Source organism: Buttiauxella sp. AC142 (assembly GCF_979253435.1).
The window spans coordinates 3,649,051-3,668,362 of record NZ_CEEDCH010000001.1; the positions used below are offsets into that span (position 1 = coordinate 3,649,051).

Annotated in this window: 5 protein-coding genes; 3 read left to right on the forward strand and 2 right to left on the reverse strand. The window is 50.3% G+C overall.

Features of this window, described 5'->3' with window-relative positions; all coding sequences use genetic code 11:
* Positions 1 to 31: 31 nt before the first annotated feature.
* Positions 32 to 13,156 carry a retention module-containing protein gene (locus tag AC0IWZ_RS16960; RefSeq protein ID WP_471678864.1) on the reverse strand — a complete coding sequence of 4,375 codons (13,125 nt, stop codon included), beginning with the start codon at positions 13,154 to 13,156 and terminating at the stop codon, positions 32 to 34.
* Positions 13,157 to 13,557: 401 nt separating this feature from the next.
* On the opposite strand from AC0IWZ_RS16960, the gene AC0IWZ_RS16965 reads away from it, so the two are divergent.
* The 3 genes from AC0IWZ_RS16965 to AC0IWZ_RS16975 all read left to right on the forward strand — a co-directional run bounded on the left by AC0IWZ_RS16965 (position 13,558) and on the right by AC0IWZ_RS16975 (position 18,583).
* On the forward strand, positions 13,558 to 14,901 hold the full coding sequence (locus AC0IWZ_RS16965; RefSeq protein ID WP_034498171.1) for a TolC family outer membrane protein: 1,344 nt from the start codon (positions 13,558 to 13,560) through the stop codon (positions 14,899 to 14,901).
* Between the two features lie 150 nt (positions 14,902 to 15,051).
* Positions 15,052 to 17,223, forward strand: coding sequence for a type I secretion system permease/ATPase (locus AC0IWZ_RS16970; protein ID WP_232062583.1), 2,172 nt, complete (start codon positions 15,052 to 15,054; stop codon positions 17,221 to 17,223).
* Positions 17,210 to 18,583: an HlyD family type I secretion periplasmic adaptor subunit gene (locus AC0IWZ_RS16975; RefSeq protein WP_471678862.1), complete on the forward strand. Its 1,374-nt coding sequence runs from the start codon at positions 17,210 to 17,212 to the stop codon at positions 18,581 to 18,583. The genes AC0IWZ_RS16970 and AC0IWZ_RS16975 overlap by 14 nt, the downstream gene beginning before the upstream one ends.
* A 46-nt stretch (positions 18,584 to 18,629) precedes the next feature.
* Here AC0IWZ_RS16975 and AC0IWZ_RS16980 read toward each other — a convergent pair whose 3' ends face one another.
* On the reverse strand, positions 18,630 to 19,232 hold the full coding sequence (locus AC0IWZ_RS16980) for a helix-turn-helix domain-containing protein (RefSeq protein ID WP_034498177.1): 603 nt from the start codon (positions 19,230 to 19,232) through the stop codon (positions 18,630 to 18,632).
* Positions 19,233 to 19,312: the final 80 nt, after the last annotated feature.

Here is a 19,312-nt window from a genome sequence, read left to right on the forward strand (position 1 = left end):
TCACCGCCCGGTGAAGGGCGGTGATTATCATTTAGTGTGAGTAATGTTCTGGCTTGGCGATTAAGTGATCCAGCGAGAAGTGCGATGAACCACCTGAGTCGTGCATCGTTCCAGCGTCACCCGCGTGCGGAGCACCCGGTAAGTGTGTCGCTGCAGACGCCAGGCCTTTGCCTTGGCCGTGATCATCACCACCTCTGATGTGGTGCGTAATGTCCGGGTTCTCGTGCAGTTCTTTCGCCAGGCTGCTGAGATCGTGTTTCGCTTCGTTGCTGTCATCTTTTCCGGTAAAGACTTTAGCGTCGTCACGGCCCGAATGAGCTTTGGCATCATGATTAAGATTGAAAGAAAGCGAATCATTGCTGTCATCGAACAGATTGCTTAAGCCGTGATCATGGCCGTGCGCTGCGTGATGCGCTTTGCCCGAAGTATCAACGTCATGCTTACCACGATGGGATAGATCATCCATTGTGAAATCTGACTGTTGATGGATAACGTTACTGTTGCCATGATCGTCGTGAGCAATCACTGAAACATTCACGCTATTTTTACCGACATTCAGTTCATGGGTATTAACCGGAACGTCATATGTCAGATGACCATTCTCTTCGTGCAGTACCACGTCATAATGCTTGTGGTTGATGGTGACATTGATATGTTCATTGTCATGCACATCGGCGCTGTCAATCTGGCCGGTAATATGAGTCAGATGGTGACGTGCTTCCTGCGAGTCGATGTGGTTATCGTCGGTGACATTATTGATAGTGATTTTGGCATCGGCATGGGTGTCCAACTGGATATGCTGGGTGGTCTCTTTAGTGATGACATTCCCTGCATGATCCTGAGTGGTCACCTTGGCTTTCAGGATATTGTCACCGTCGTTCAACCATTTTTTCTCAATATCAGTCTTATAAACTAACTGGCCATTGAGCAATTCAACATCAGCAGAGAAGGTGTGGTGATTGATTTCAAATTCCACATGATCCCCCTCTTTCACATCACCACCCACCAGGCCGGTGACAGAAATAGACTCAGGCGCGCTGGCATTGATCACGTGATTTGGTGTGACTGGATCGAGGGCGATCGTCGCATCAATTTTTGTATCAACGTAAACCGGATGGATGACTGGTGGAGTCGTTAAGTGATTACCTGCGTTATCAGTAACGCTGACGCTTACACTCAGATCGTTGTGGCCTTCCTGCACCCAATCCTTTTTAACATCAAACTCATAGCCAAGATGGTTCCCCATCATTTTTACTTCAGCCGTCGCGGTATGGCCATTAACTTCCAGTGTCACCGTATCGCCCGCTTTCGCATCGCCATCAACCTGGCCCGTCACAGAAATACGTTTCGATTCGAGCGCATTAATCGTGTTATCAGCTGTCAGCGAATTGACGGTAATCGTCGCATCAGCATGGGAGTCCAGCGTAACAACCTGGTTATAAGCAGGTATCAGTCTATTTCCAGCATCATCGGTTACCTGCACATTGACGGTGACGTTGTTATCACCTTCATGCAGCCAGGTTTTATCCATCCGAACGTCATAGCCAAGATGGTCGCCAACGGGAACAACTTTGGTCCGGATTTCATGGTTGTTAACGTTCAGCGTCACGATGTCACCATCACGAGCGTCCCCATCAACCATTCCTGTAACATGAATTTGCGCGGGTGCCTTGCCGTTAACCACATTTCCTACCGCCACTGGGTCGATATTAATCGACGCATCAATTGTGGTATCGAGCTTAATGTGATGAGTATCGGTGGAGGTTGCAGGGTTGCCAGCGTTGTCTTCCCCATTGATGGTGATAGTGACCGTGTTATCGCCTTCAATTAACGCATCGGTTGAAACCGGAATAGCAAAAGTCTTATGCACACCGTCATCAGCGACGACAACGTCTTTAATATCAACAGTGATATTCGTGCCGTTCAAATCGATGGTTATCTTGCCGTTGACAACATCACCCGTAATGACGCCATGCACAATAGTATTGGCATTGTGGGATTCATTAATATTCACTCGATTATCACCAGCAACAGTATCAATTTTCACCGTGTTTGCTGCATCGTGGTCGATGGTAATGGTGTTTGTTTCGGTGACGGTTAAGGTGTTGCCGACAGCATCGACGCCGGTCACTTTATAGGTAATCGTCTGATCGGCAAGCAGATCGGAAGTCGGGACCTCCAGTTTAAAGGTGTACCCATGTGTATCATCGCCATGGATGGTTACAGGGCGCTCATTACCATTAATGGTAAGAATAACAGTGCTACCGTCTTTCACATCGCCGGTTACTGTGCCGCTAATCTGCGTGGTTGAATGCTGACTTTCTTCGATGTTCAGGATGTTGTCTTTTGCCACCGGATCAAACGTCAGCTTCACATCGGCATGATCGTCAATGGTCACAACTCTGCTCTGACTTTGAGTAAAGTGGTTACCGGAGCTGTCTTCGCCATTTACCGTCACGACAATCGTTGGTTTATCGGTGTGCTGATATTGCGCTTCAGCTTTGAGATCGGCGGAGTCAACGTTCACCGTATAGACCAGCTTCCCGGTCACAGCATCCACTTCAACAAGCCCGCTCTTCACAACGCCATTGAGCATGATCGTAACTTTGTCACCGACCGCTGCATCGCCATCTACTGTGCCGGTGATCTTCGTGTGTTCTGCGCTGAGATCTTTCGCCGAAAGGATGTCATCACCGGACACGATATTCATTTTGATACCCGCATGGGCCTCGGTATCAACGGTAATATTCTGAGTCGCTTGGGCTACAAGGGTATTTTCATGCTCATCATGCCCAGTCACTGCTACGGTGATCGGTTTGCCGTCAACTAAATCACTGATTTGTACATCAACTTTGTAAGTCCCGTCTTGAGCCACTTCTACATCGCGATATTCATGGCCATTGGCGGTCAGCGTTACGTGATCGCCTGGCTGCACGTCACCCGATACCTTACCGGTGATTTGCGTGGTAGCCGCTGTGCTTTCATTCGAATTGATGATGTTATCGCCCGCGACAGTATTAATAGTGATACCAGCGCTAATGTCCGTATCAACAGTAATATTTTTACCGTCCGTTGCCGTAAATGTATTCCCCTGTTCGTCTTGCCCGGTCACGCTCACGGTGATGGTCGGGGTATGGCGCAGATCGTCAACGCTGACGTCTTTGCTAAAACGCATCACACCTTCGGAATCGGTAAACACCTGAGTGGTAACAGGATTTCCATTCACCATGATGGTGACGTTACTGCCGTCATGAATACCATCACCTTTGACAATGCCGCTGACGGTGGTCGTTCCCGCCCCCGCTTCGGCAATGTTGATCACATTATCGCCAGCAATATCATCGAGGTGAATTTCAGCCTTAGCCTCAGTATCTACGCTCAGTTCTTGAGATGCCGTAAACACTTGGTTGCCGTTGTGCGACGTGACGAGTGCTGTCACAGCCGGACTGTTCATCAGGCTTGCTGTATCAACCGGAATTTCATATCCGTACTCACCTGGGAGATTTGGCAATTCAACGACTTTACCGGTATAGGAATCTCTACCGATATGTAGCGTCACTTCATCACCAGGATGAACATCCCCTGAAACCGTACCGCGAATTAAGGTCTTGCCCGCTTCTGATTCGGCTTTATTGATCACATCATTACCCGCAACCGGGCTGATGGTGATTTCGGCATGTGGGGTTTGACCAGCGTTCGATGGATCTACATATGGCGGAAGCACAGAATGATCGTTTGAACCTGGTGCCAACATATGGTTCGTTGCAGTCTGAGTATTATCGTGGGAATCAGTCCCCGTAATTTTAACGACCACATATTCATTATTATCAGTACGATATATCTTCGTATCTTGCCCAGTCACTGCATCTTTCACATCATCAGCACGATAATACAGATAAGTAGAGCCATCATTATGGGTGCCGCTCAATACAGGAGTGGTATAGGTATGATGACCAAAAGTAATAGTAACCGTATCCCCTGCTTTCACATCCCCGCTAACCCCCCCTGTAACGAGCCAGTGATCGCCCAGGGTATCCATGGAAATGCCTATCTGCGCCTCAGCCCGTGTATCAATACCGACAGCATGATCCGTCGTTGCCAGCACGGTGTTCCCCGCCGCATCGTAGCCGGTTACTGATGCATGAAGAATCGGTTTATCGCCACCGGAAAGCAGATCTGTGGTACTCACATCAATGCTGTAACCCAGGCCGTGGCCCGTGCCTTCAGAAATGACTTTTCCGGTGTAATGCTGGTTGTTCACTTCCAGATCAACGGTGTCACCGATATGAACATCACCGGTGACTTTTCCAGTAATAGTGGTGTGTTCCTGATGAGCATCTACATTATTGATCCAGTCATCACCCGAAACAGAACCAATAGAAATCGTCGCGTTTGCGCTGTCATCCCTGGAGACATCGTGTGACGCGTAAACCGAAACGCTGTTGCCATGCGGATCGACAGCCGTAACGGTGGCATGAATATATGGATTGGCTAACAGCGCATCGGTTCTCACGTCTACGGAATAACCCAGGGCGTTATTGAGATGCGGCTGCGGTTCAACCGTCGCACGGTAATCAATTCCATTGACCCAAACATGGACGATATCGTCTTTCTGAACATCGCCACCGACGGTGCCGTTAATGTTGGTGGTTGGGTGCTTTTGATCAAGGTGATTAAGGATATCGTCGCCAGAAACCACGTTGATCGTCACTGATGCATTAGCATGATCATCAATAATGACGTCGTGATGGGCAGTAGCTACGGTGCTGTTTTGTGCCTGATCCGTGACGCTGATGCTGGCATGAATATGCGGATTGGCCTGAAGATCTGCCGTACTAACGGAAATATGGTACCCCATCTTTCCATTACCCTGATCTTCTACAAACCCTTGATAGTCATGACCATTGATGGTTAACGTCAGAGGATCGCCTGCATGCATTTCCCCTTTAACCGTGCCACTAACCAGAGTATGCCCCTGCTTGAGTTCATCGGCGTTCAGGGCGTTATCAGGCGTAACGGAATCAACCGTAATTTCAGCTTCAACTTTCAGATCAACAACAACAGTCCTGTCTGCTTCAGCGGTTGCCGTGTTGTTGGCATTATCGGTGGCGATCACGCTTGCCGTAAAGTGAGGGTCGACCATCAGGTCGTGGGTGCTCACCTGTTTGCTCCAGAGCAGGTGGCCCTGAGAATCTTTAGTGACTTTCGCCGTCAGCTCATTGCCATTAATCACCAGGTGAACAACGTCGCCTTCTTTCGCGTCGCCGCCGACGGTGCCTGAAACCGTGGTTAATTCATTTTCCGACTCTTTACCATTGATCATATCGTCCCCGGTGACAGGATCGATAGTGATGCTCGCCGTCGCTTCCAGATCAATATTGATAGGGTGGGTGATATCGATATGATCTGCGTTACCGGCGGCGTCGTGCGCCACAACATGGGCAATCGGGTCCGGGTCGGCCAGCAGATCTTTGGTCAACACATCCACGCTATAGCCTAAAGCGCCATGCTGATAAGGCAGCTTGATAACGGTAGTTTCATATGAGTGATGATTAACGGTAATGGTGACTCTATCGCCTTCATTAATCTCACCGCTCGTCGTGCCAGTCACCGTACCGGTGACTTTGGTGGTGTGCTCTTGTGATTCGTGGTGGTTAATAATGTTATCGCCGGTCACCTGCCCCACAGTGATAATGCCATCGGCGTGGTTATCAATATGAACAGTGTGTTCAGTGGTAACAGTAACAACGTTGTGAAGTTCGTCGTGAGAGGTGACGGAGGCGGTAAATTTCACATCGGCGTCGATTTTATTGCGGTCACTTAAATCGTCAGATTTATGATCAGCCTTTTGATGATTGTTGCCGAAAGCATAAGAATCAACATCGATCTTATAGCCTAAGTGACCGTTATCCAGAACAGTCACACTCCCTGGATAATCAGCCCCATTAATCGTAATCACTACGTGATCACCAACTTTAGCATCGCCACCCACGTCACCGGTGATCGTCACTTTAGGCTGTTCTAAGTCATTGTAGTTAAGCACGTCGTCAGCAGTGACTTTATCGATACTGATAGTGGCATCCGCATGGGTATCGACCGCAATATCATGCGTATGGGAAGTCGTGACGACGTTACCGATTTCATCCTGGCTGGTGATAGAAACTTCTACCGTGTCCAGTCCTTCATAAAGCCCGCCCGGTGGCACCGGCACTTCGTAATATAGATGACCATTTAAATCAGTGTGAACCACGCCTGGATAATCATGATGTGCAGGATTGCCGTGTTCATCAACGCCCGATACACGTACGGTTACTGGATCGCCATTTTTCGCATCATCACCCGTAACTGCACCACGAATAATGGTATTTTTCAGGGATTCAGCATGGCTGATCCAGTCTTCGCCCGACACCGTTTCGATGGTGAAATCGTTGACGGCAAAGTTATCAATATCAACCTTGTGATCGGTGGTGACGGTGACTTCGTTGCCCGCAGCATCATGCGAGGTGACGGAAGCGGTGAATGTCACCTCAGTGTCGATCTTATCGTGGTTATTGCCAAAGATTGAAGAATCCACAGGGATACGATAGCCAAGCTGCCCATGTCCGAGCTGCCCGTGGCCAAGATCGATAACTTCCCCATAGAAGTGTTGGTTATTAATCAGGATGTCTACAACATCATGAAGTTTGGCATCGCCGCCTACTGTGCCAGTGATAACCTGTTTCGCATGAACCAGTTCTGCATGGCTCAGAATATTGTCCGGAGTGACATTATAAATAGCGATGCTGGCATCAGCCTGGGTATCCATCGTGATGTTGGTGTTCGCAACCGATGTGACGTCATTCCCGGCTTTGTCAAAACTGGTCACCAGCACCTGCACGAAGTTATTACCTAAATGCAGTGTTCCGGCCGGTAAAGGGACTTCATAGCGCAGATGGCCATCAGCGTCCTTGACGACGTTACCTTCAAATTTCTGCTGGTTAACAAGAACTAAAACATGATCGCCTTCGCGCGCATCACCACCGACATCTCCGGTGATCATCGTAGGCGCAACGGATTCAACGGCGTTAACCGTGTTATCACCACCGGCAAGATTGTTATCAATGGATACGGTACTACTGGCAAAGTTATCAATATGAACAGTGTGTTCGGTCGTTTCCTTGACTTCGTTACCCAAGATGTCATGTGACGTCACGGACGCGTGGAAGGTGACAAATTTGTCGTCAAGCTCCACCTTAGGATCATGGAATTCCCAGGTCGGAACAGAGATTTTGTAGCCCAGAGAGCCATCACTCAGAACTTCGACCGTGCCCGAGTACGTGCGATTGTTGATCTCAATAACGACCTCATCATCTACACGAGCATCGCCGCCCACCTTGCCGGTGACGATTTGATCATGCGAAGCCAGTTCATCACGATTCAGTACATTGTCATCGGTCATTTGCTCAATTTTGATGGTCGCGTCTGCATGGGTATCCACCGCGACATAGTGAATGAGTGAATTTTCGACAACGTTCCCCGCTTTGTCGTGGCTGGTCACAGCCACTTTCACATCATTCTGACCTTCTTTCAGCGCCCCAACAGGAAGTGAAACTTCATAGTACAAATGCCCACTGGCATCAGCATGAACCTCCCCCGTGTAGTTATGATTATTCACATTAACCACTATCGGATCGTGCTCGCGCGCATCTTTGCCTGTGACATCGCCGCGAATAACGATCGGATTTTGGGATTCCGCATTACTGACCCAATCTTCGCCCGCAACGGTGTCGATAGTCAGGCCATTATTGGCGTGGTTATCGATATGCACAGTGTGGTCGGTGGTCACCGTCACCACGTTTCCGACATGGTCATGGGAAGTCACTGACGCGGTGAAGTCGACATTTTTGTCCACCTCGCCTTTGTTGTTGCTGAATGCGCGGGTATTAACATCAATGCGGTAACCCAGGTTACCGCCACCCAGATCAATCACTTCGCCAAGGAAATGCCGATCGTGAATGTTGATATCAACTTTATCGCCAATAGCGGCGTCACCGCCAACGGTGCCATGGATGGAAACGGTTGGATTAGCCAGTTCGCTGTGGTTCAGAACATTGTCTTTGGTGACACGATCAACTGTGATAGAGGCATCGGCGTGGTTATCAATATGAACTGAATGGTCAGCGCTCTGCACCACCACGTTGCCCGCGCCATCGTGGGATTTGATGGTAGCGCGGATGTTGACGTCACCGTCAATTTCGCCTTTGTTGCGGCTAAACGCCGCGGGGTCCACTTCGATGTTGTAGCCTAAATTACCGTTGCCGAAATCAACGACACTGCCGGTGAAATGATTGCCGCGAATTTCAAGATCAACCACATCACCCACGCGCGCGTCGCCGCCAACGTTACCGTGAACAAACTGCTTTTCGGCATTCAATTCGTCGTGATTGAGAATGTTATCTTTGGTGACTGCGTCAATGGTGAGAGTGGCATTGGCGTGGTTGTCGATTTTAACCAGGTGATCCTGAGTCGCGATCACTGCGTTGCCCGCATCATCATGAGAGGTAATGGTGGCGTGCACATTGACCGTACCGTCCACTTCACCTTTGTTGTTGCTGAAGACACGCGGATTGACCGGGATGTTATAGCCCAGTTTCCCGTTGCCAAGATCAATCACTTCACCTTTGAAATGATTGCCTTTAATTTCTATATCCACACGGTCGTGAAGTTTCGCATCGCCATCCACAACACCGTGAATAAACTGGGTTTTAGCCGCCAGCTCATCGTGATTCAGGATGTTATCTTTGGTGACCGGATCAATGGTGATCGTGGCGTTGGCGTGGTTGTCGATTTTTACCAGGCGATCCTGAGTCGCGATCACTTCGTTGCCCGCATCATCATGAGAGGTAATGGTAGCGTGCACATTGACCGAGCCGTCAACCTCACCTTTGTTGTTGCTGAAAACGCGCGGATCGACCGCAATGTTGTAACCCAGTTTCCCGTTGCCAAGATCAATCACTTCGCCGTTGAAATGATTGCCTTTAATTTCTATATCCACACGGTCGTGAAGTTTCGCATCGCCATCCACAACACCGTGAATAAACTGGGTTTTAGCCGCCAGCTCATCGTGATTCAGGACGTTATCTTTGGTGACTGCGTCAATGGAGATGTTGGCATCGGCATGGGTGTCGAGGACTACATTTTTATGCTCCACCGCAATCGCGGTGTTGCCCGCAGCATCGACGCCGGTGACCATCACCTGCACGTCATTGTTGCCTTCGTTGAGCGCCGCCGTCGGGACCGGGACTTCATAACGCAGCTGGCCGTTTTCATCAGTCACCACATCGCCACGGTATTCATGGCCGTTAACACTGACGACAACTTTATCGCCCGCCTGCGCATCGCCGCTCACCACACCGGAAATCAGGGTCGGCATCCGGGATTCAATGGCATTCACCACGTTGTCACCGGCCACGGTCTGGACGATCACATGGTTTTCGGCATGGGTGTCGAGCACCACATTTTTATGCTCAACCGCAATCGCGGTGTTGCCCGCAGCATCGACGCCGGTGACCATCACCTGCACGTCATTGTTGCCTTCGTTGAGCGCCGCCGTCGGGACCGGGACTTCATAACGCAACTGGCCGTTTTCATCGGTGACCACATCGCCACGGTATTCATGGCCGTTAACGCTGACGACGACTTTATCGCCCGCCTGCGCATCGCCGCTCACCACACCGGAAATCAGGGTCGGCATCCGGGATTCAATGGCATTCACCACGTTGTCGCCCGCCACGGTCTGGACGATCACATGGTTTTCGGCATGAGTGTCGAGCACCACATTTTTATGCTCCACCGCAATTGCGGTGTTACCCGAAGCATCGACGCCGGTGACCATCACCTGCACATCGTTGTTGCCTTCGTTCAGCGCCGCAGTCGGGACCGGGACTTCATAACGCAGCTGGCCGTTTTCGTCGATCACCACATCGCCACGGTATTCATGACCGTTAACGCTGACGACAACTTTATCGCCCGCCTGCGCATCGCCGCTCACCACACCGGAGATCAGGGTTGGCATGCGTGACTCGGCGGCATTCACCACGTTGTCGCCCGCCACGGTCTGGACGATCACATGGTTTTCGGCATGGGTGTCGAGGACTACATTTTTATGCTCCACCGCAATCGCCGTGTTACCAGCGGCATCCACGCCGGTGACCATCACCTGCACGTCGTTGTTGCCTTCATTCAGCGCCGCAGTCGGGACCGGGACTTCATAACGCAGCTGGCCGTTTTCATCGGTCACCACATCGCCACGGTATTCATGACCGTTGACGCTGACGACCACATGATCGCCCGCCTGCGCATCGCCGCTGACGACACCAGAAATCATGGTCGGCATGCGGGATTCGGCGCGGTTTATGGTGTTGTCGTCTGCCACGCTGTCGAGGGTCAGGGCGTTGTGCGCCTGGGTGTCGAGCACCACATTTTTATGCTCCACCGCAATGGCCGTGTTACCGGCAGCATCCACGCCGGTGACCATCACCTGCACATCGTTGTTGCCTTCGTTCAGCGCCGCCGTCGGGACCGGGACTTCATAACGCAACTGGCCGTTTTCATCGGTGACCACATCGCCACGGTATTCATGACCGTTGACGCTGACGACCACATGATCGCCCGCCTGCGCATCGCCGCTGACGACACCAGAAATCATGGTCGGCATCCGGGACTCGGCGGCATTCACCACGTTGTCACCCGCCACGGTCTGGACGATCACATGGTTTTCGGCATGAGTGTCGAGCACCACATTTTTATGCTCCACCGCAATTGCGGTGTTACCCGCAGCATCGACGCCGGTGACCATCACCTGCACATCGTTGTTGCCTTCGTTCAGCGCCGCAGTCGGCACTGGCACTTCATAACGCAGCTGGCCGTTTTCATCGGTGACCACATCGCCACGGTATTCATGGCCGTTGACGCTGACGACAACTTTATCGCCCGCCTGCGCATCCCCGCTCACCACACCAGAAATCAGGGTCGGCATCCGGGACTCGGCGGCATTCACCACGTTGTCACCCGCCACGGTCTGGACGATCACATGATTTTCGGCATGAGTGTCGAGCACCACATTTTTATGCTCCACCACAATGGCCGTGTTACCGGCAGCATCGACGCCGGTGACCATCACCTGCACATCGTTGTTGCCTTCGTTCAGCGCCGCAGTCGGCACTGGCACTTCATAACGCAGCTGGCCGTTTTCGTCGATCACCACATCGCCACGGTATTCATGACCGTTAACGCTGACGACAACTTTATCGCCCGCCTGCGCATCGCCGCTCACCACGCCGGAAATCAGGGGCGGCATCCGGGATTCAGCAGCATTCACCACGTTGTCACCCGCCACGGTCTGGACGATCACATGGTTTTCGGCATGGGTGTCGAGCACCACATTTTTATGCTCCACCGCAATCGCCGTGTTACCGGAAGCATCGACGCCGGTGACCATCACCTGCACGTCGTTGTTGCCTTCATTCAGCGCCGCAGTCGGGACCGGGACTTCATAACGCAACTGGCCGTTTTCATCGGTCACCACATCGCCACGGTATTCATGACCGTTAACGCTGACGACAACATGATCGCCCGCCTGCGCATCGCCGCTCACCACGCCGGAAATCAGGGTTGGCATGCGGGATTCATTGAGGTTCACGGTATCGTCACCGGCCACGGTTTCAATCGTCAGGACGTTATGCGCCTGCGTATCAAGCGTGACGTTGTGGTGCTCGACCGCAATCGCTTCGTTACCCGCCGCGTCGTGGCTGACCACCTCAACCTTAACGTCATTATTGCCTTCGTTAAGCTGGTTGGTCGGTACGGGGACGTTATAACGCAACTGGCCGTTTTCACTGACCACAACTCCGTGGTAATCACGGCCATTTACCGTCACCGTAATCGGGTCGCCTGCCTGCGCATCGCCACCCACTACGCCGGTAATCATCGTTGGCATACGGGATTCGATGGCATTCACCACGTCATCGCTAGCCACAGTCCCGATAGTGACCGAGTTATGAATATCCAAATCAATATCAACGTGGTGATCGGAAGAAGCCTGAGTGGTGTTCCCCGCTTCATCCGTTGAAGTCACCGTCGCGTGAATATTGGGGTCGGCCAGCAACCCTTGAGTAGAGACGTCAATCCGGTAACCCAGCGCGCCATTACCCAGGTCAATAACCTCACTGTTGTATTCATGCCCATTCACCGTCAGCGTAATTTTGTCGCCGAGTTTGGCATCGCCGCCGACAGAGCCGTGAACGGAGGTTTTCTCTTGATGAGATTCGGCGATGTTAATTACGTTATCAGCGGTGACGTCATCAATGGTGATAGTGTCGTGCAGATCGACAGTGTCAATCAGTGCATCGGCGGTGCTTTGCGCGGTGCGCCCGGAAACATCAGTGGCGGTGGCAACCACGGTAATTTCACCGTCTACAAGACCGCTTAAATCAGGCTGGATTGTCCAGTGTCCGTTAGAGACAGGAACATCGACGCTGATTGTGTTTTTTTGGCTATCTGTGAAGACCAGCGTGACGTGATTTTGGTTACTGGTGCCGCTGACGTTGGCGTGATTTATTTCTTCTTTGTTAATGAAGCCATCGTTACCGGCAAAATCTTCAATGTTAACCAGCGGGGGAAGTACAGGCGGGGAGCCGCCGTCGTTTAAACCATTCTCGGGGAGGTTTATTGCCCAGGTCGGTGCGCCGATACCTTGCGTGTTGAAACCGGCCGTTGGGTCGATGATTTGCCCGGTTAAATCCAGCTGCACGAGGGTGTGACCACCGCCACCGCCTTCAATCTGCACAGGGGGTTCATTGCCCGCTGCGGTCGCTTCTAAGGCTTGCGTCGGGTCGGTACCGTCGGCGATGGCCTGCTGTATGGATGCGACATCTTGCGTGTCATGCTCCACATTATTCACCGCGTTTAAGCCGTGTTCAGTCCAGTGGCTATTACGCCCGAGATCGAGTGTTTTACCGTCTGGCAGAGCCACACTTACCGCACCGCTGGCACCAGTGACAATTTCCTCGCCACTGTAGATTCGGTCACCTTCTTTCAAGAGACGCTGCGAGCCATCTGCTTCTACTACATAAACCTGGCCTATTACCGCCTTGATCACACCGAGTAAATTACTCACAGTACCCTCTCTTGAATATCATCTTTATTTTTATAAATGCCGCAATAAGTTAATTAACCAATAACATTATTCTTTCATTCGCAATACATTCACGGAATATAGAAAAATATCCATTAATGGACATCTCTAATTCAGAGATAATTTAAAATGTAGAAAAAAACACAGTTATTAGAACTCTATTACTGGAGGCTTGACTGAGCGTTAAATATAATCAAAAATGACGCAAAGTGAAACATCACATTACAAAACATTAAATTTCATTTCGAATGAAAGCCGCATTTATTGTGGACAGGCAAACACTTCAGCACTTGTTAATTAATATGATGTTTCGTGTTAAGAGATAATGGATATAAAGCGTGATATAGGGATATCATTACTATGCGTAATAAGGCATTCAGACAATGCAGAAGTTTTTCTTTTTTATAATTGGTTGTTTATCAATACAATCTGTTAACGCAGAAAGTTTACAAAATACTGTCAAACAAGCCTTATCAAATCATCCTGAAGTTAATGCCTCTGTTAATAGTCGTTATTCTGCTGAACAAGACTTACGCGCAGCTCGCGGCGGCTATCTGCCAACATTAAATCTGGATGCCGAAGCAGGCCAGAAGAATATTAATGATGCTACTACACGCGCAGGCGGCAGTAACAAAGGGATGAACCTTTCCCCGAACGATGCCACGATTAACCTTAATCAGAATGTCTTCGACGGGTTTGCGACGTCAAGCGAAGTAGATCGCCAGAAAGCCACGGTGGACTCTCGTGCTTTTAACGTCTTGAATGTTAGCGAAACAACCGCATTCGAAGTGGTTCAGTCCTATCTCGACGTATTGCAACGCCAGGAATATGTCCGTCTGGCAGAAGACGATTTGGCAAACCATGAACGCATCTATGACCAGATTCGTTTGCGTACCGATCAGGGTGTTGGCCGTTCTGGTGATTTAATGCAGGCAGAGGCCCGTCTTGCGCAGGCTCGCAACAATTTACTGACCGAGCAAACCAACCTCGAAGATGCAAATACGACGTTCTTGAGTGTCACCGGTGAAGCGCCAGAAAACCTCAGTCTGCCGGAAAACATTGATGCTTTGTTGCCAAAATCGCTTGAAGATGCGAAACGGATTATGGAATCCAACAGTCCGCTTCTGAAATCTGCAAATGCCGATATTGAAGCGGCTCGTCAGCAATATGAAGCATCTAAATCAACGTTTTACCCACGCGTTGACGTCGAACTTGCCCGTAGCGTCAGTAATGACACTGACACCACGCGTGCACATTCTGAAGAGTGGCAAGCGATGGTGAAAATGCATTACAACCTCTATCAGGGTGGCAGCGATAAAGCCGCAATGCAGTCTCGTGCCTATTTGCAAAAACAAGCGCAGGATGTTCGTAATAACACACTACGCCAGATGAATCAGGAAATTGGCCTGGCATGGTCGGCATTAAAAAGTGCCCGTGACCAATTACCCGCAGCCGCTGATTATGCCGACCGTAGTGTAAAAGTCCGTACCGCTTATCAGGATCAATTTAGTTTGGGTGAACGTACGCTGTTAGATTTATTAGACAGTGAAAATGAAGTTTTTTCATCCAAACGTCGTTTAGTGGAATTACGTTACCTGGAAATATCCAGCGGCTACCGTATTTTTGCCCGGACAGGTGAATTATTAAAATCGCTGAAAATTAACCCAACAGCCGCAGGCCAGCCAATAGATTCGGCAAGTAATAATACGCTGCCAGAACTTAATTAATCTCTCGGTGTAAATGGTGGATGACGCTACGCTTATCCACCCTACAAACACAAAACAGTTATTTCGTAGGTCGGATAAGCGCAGCGCCATCCGGCAGAAATTATTTCGTTCACCAGACATAACGCCTAAATGAATTCACAAGTTGAACAGATGAATACCCTGTCAGAAACGCCTCCTGTTGAGGAGTCGCATTATCATGACCCACGTAGCCGCCACGATGATCCTTTGCTCGACTGTCTGTTGGTGCTGTGCTCTTTGCATGGTAAATCTGCGAGCCGCTCAACATTAAGTAGTGGTTTGCCGCTGGAAAACGATCGTCTGACGTTAGCGATATTACCGCGCGCGGCAGCTCGCGCCGGTTTGAAAGCGCGGGTCATCAAACGCACGCTCGATAAAATTCCGGCAATGTCTCTGCCTGCGGTGGTTCTACTTCGTGATGGCGGCGCTGCCGTGTTACTGGGCTGGAATGCCGACGGCAAAGCACGCATTATGCCAAGCGAAAGTGAAGGTGGTGAAATCACTATTGACGCAAACGAGCTTGAGTCAATCTACGCAGGCCAGGTCATTTTCGCCCATCCGCGCCATGAGTTTGATTTGCAGTCGGAATCATTCCTGCCGCGTACCAAGTCCTGGTTTAAAGATACGCTCAAGCTGTCGCGCTATCTGTATATGGATGCGGTGCTGGCAAGTTTGCTGATTAACCTGATTGCGCTCGGAACGCCGCTGTTTACCATGAACGTGTATGACCGTGTGGTTCCTAACCACGCCACGGTGACGTTGTGGGTTCTGGCGGTTGGGATTTGCATGGCGTTCATTTTTGATTTGATATTAAAAATGCTGCGCGGTGTCTGTCTCGATATCGCAGGGAAAAAGAGTGACCTGATTATTTCCGCAACGCTTTTTGAGCGTATCACCGGCATGGAAATGAAAGCGCGCCCGGCACGCGTCGGCAGCTTTGCACAGAATATTCATGAGTTTCAGTCGCTGCGCGACTTCCTGTCTTCGCTGACGCTGACCACGCTTATCGACCTGCCGTTTACGCTGGTGCTGTTGCTGGTTATCGGGATTATCGGCGGCACTCTGGCGTGGATCCCACTGCTCACCTTCCCTATCGCATTGCTGATTAGCTGGGCATTACAAAAGCCAGTGAATGCGGCAGTGGCCAAAACCATGAGTCTGGCAAGCGAGCGCCAGGCATTGCTGATTGAAACCCTCAGCGGGCTGGATGCCATCAAAGTTAATAACGCCCAGAGCGAGCGCCAGTATCAGTGGGAACAAACGCTGGGTAGCCTGAGTCGCCTGGAATTGCGCGTGAAAACGCTGTCCAGTTTTGCCAGCAACCTGACCGGATGGTTCCAGCAAATGTCTGGCGTCATCATGATTATTGTCGGCGTGTATATGATTATCGGCGGCAAGCTAAGCATGGGTGGCCTGATTGCCTGCTACATGCTCAATAGCCGTGCGCTGATGCCGATGGGGCAATTGACCGGGTTGATTGCGCGTTATCAGCAAGCCCGTCTGACCATCAACAGTACCGAAAAAATGATGTCGATGCCGCAGGAACGTCGCGAGCACGAACATCCGCTCAAGCGTGAAAACTTCCGGGGCAGCATTGAGTTTAAAGACGTTGATTTTAGCTATCCCGAGCAGAAAAACCCTTCGCTGCAAAAAATTAATCTGACGATTAAGCCTGGCGAGCGCGTCGGGATTATTGGCCGTAGCGGCTCCGGTAAAAGCTCCATCAGCAAGCTAATTATCAATTTGTACCAGCCAACCGGCGGTAACATTTTGATCGACGACGTCGATGCGCGCCAGCTGGATGTGAATGATTTACGCCATAGCATTGGTTACGTTCCGCAGGATATTCAGCTATTTAACGGCACGCTGCGCGATAACCTGATTTCTGGCGCGCGTTATGTTGACGATGAAACCATGCTGCGTGCGGCGGAACTGGCGGGGGTTAACGAGTTCGCACGTATTCACCCGGACGGTTATAACCTGCAAGTGGGCGAGCGTGGAATGCAGTTGTCTGGCGGGCAACGCCAGGCCGTAGCGCTGGCTCGCGCGCTTCTGCTCGAACCTCCTGTTCTGCTGCTTGATGAACCAACCAGCGCTATGGACAACACCAGCGAAGACAGAATCAAACAGGGCCTGGTGCCGTTTGTTGCTGATAAAACCTTGCTACTGGTGACACATAAAGCGTCGATGCTGTCGTTGGTTGATCGCCTGATTATTGTTGATAAAGGACGCATTATTGCTGATGGCCCGAAAGCTATCGTGATGGATGCGCTGAAGAAGGGTCAAATCAATGCGTCTCGCTGAGTTATTTAAAGATTTCCGTCAGCAAGCCCGCCACTATTTTAAAGGTCGCGATGAGAACCAGGCGGAAAATATTAACGAGGTCAGTCATGCACTTATTGATGATTCACCGCGTGTTATCCGTCTGACGCTATGGACTATTTTGGCGTTGGTGGTGTTGGCGTTCATCTGGGCCGGATTTGCCCAGCTTGACGAGGTAACGCGTGGCGAAGGCAAGGCAATTCCCTCCTCCCGCCTGCAAAAAATTCAGAACCTGGAAGGCGGGATTGTCACTGAACTGTTTGTTCACGAAGGGCAAATTGTTGAAGCCGGAACCCCTCTGCTGCATCTGGACGACACGCGTTTTGCATCGAACGTCGGTGAAACGGAAGCAGACAAACTTGGCCTGCAGGCTAAAATTGACCGCCTGAGTGCTGAAGCGGAAGACAAAGATTTCATTATTTCGGATGAGATAATGAAAAAAGCGCCTGATGTCGCTCGTGGCGAACTCGACCTTTTCAACAGCCGCCGTCGACAGTTCCAGAATGAAATCGAAGGGCTTCAGGAACAGTTGGTGCAGAAGAGACAAGAGCTGCGCGATTTCCAGTCTAAGCAGTCGCAATACAAAAACAGCCTCAGCTTGTTACAGCAAGAGATCAAAATGTCTGAGCCACTGTTGGCGTCAGGTGCGATTTCTAAAGTCGAGATTTTGCGTTTACGCCGCACCGAAGTGGAAACCAAAGGTTTACTGGACTCTGTCGCGCTTTCCATTCCTAAATCTGCGTCCGAAACCAAAGAGATTGAGAATAAGATTGGTGAAAGCCGCAACCGCTTCCAGAGCGATGCACTTTCCCAGCTCAACGAAGCACGCACTAACCTGAGCAAAGCCGAAGCCACGGGCAAAGCCCTGGAAGACCGCGTTAATCGCACTATGGTGGTTTCACCTGTTCGCGGTATCGTTCAGCAAATAATGGTCAACACCATTGGCGGCGTGATTCAGCCGGGCAGTGATTTAGTCGAAATCGTTCCACTTGACGATAAGCTGCTGATTGAAGTGAAGATCCAACCACGTGATATTGCTTTCTTGCATCCAGGCCAGCATGCGATGGTGAAATTTACCGCTTACGATTACACCACTTACGGCGGACTGGACGGTGAACTGGTGCAGATTAGCCCTGATACCGTGACGGATAAAGAAGGCCACAGTTACTATATTGCCCGTCTGCGTACCGACAAGAACTACCTGGGAACAAAGGAGCAGCCAATGCTTATTATTCCAGGAATGGTCGCATCGGTAGATATATTGACGGGTAAGAAATCCATTCTGAGTTATCTGCTAAAACCGATTATCCGGGCAAAAGCAGAAGCCTTACGCGAAAGATAAAAAAAAGCCGCAACGAATAACGTTGCGGCTTTTTTCGTCGGTCAGATTAGCTACTGAACGAAGACAACTTCCCACGATTGAGCGTCAACTTACCTTCATTAACCAGTTCCTGTAGAACCTTATGAATAGCACTACGAGAAATATGGTTTCTGCTCAAAATGAAAGTATAAACTGACGTCTTTTCGCGGATCTCAGGCTCAAGAGACCATATATGTTTCACATGCTCAATCACGATTTCGCGAATGGTCTTGTGCGAACGCATATTTTCGCGCTGGAAATAACGTTGCAGATGATTGGTTAAAATATCAAATGCATGCATCCACAAACTTTTTCTGGTGAGCATTTCATTGGCATTAGCCGAACTCATTACCCACATCTCACAGTCGCTATCACAACGCAGATAATGAGACATGACATCATTACGCATCTGTGCCAGGCCGAGTATGGCGGGGGCCGTGAAACTCACCGTGACTAAATCGTTTTCAACCCGGTAAACAGAGACGGAACCTTTTTCAAGGTAAAATATGTTGCCATCCTTTCTCATTTCGATGCGCTGACGTTTCTTTCTCAATGAGAAATACGCGTTTTCAGATTTTTTTATCTCGTCTCCGATGAGCATTACAGATTCATCAAAATTAGGAGTGAACATCAGCTTCTCTTACTCGTGTTATGGGATTGAGATTATCTCCCGATGCAAGGCAAAAGGAGACAGCCCTAAGTGATGATACG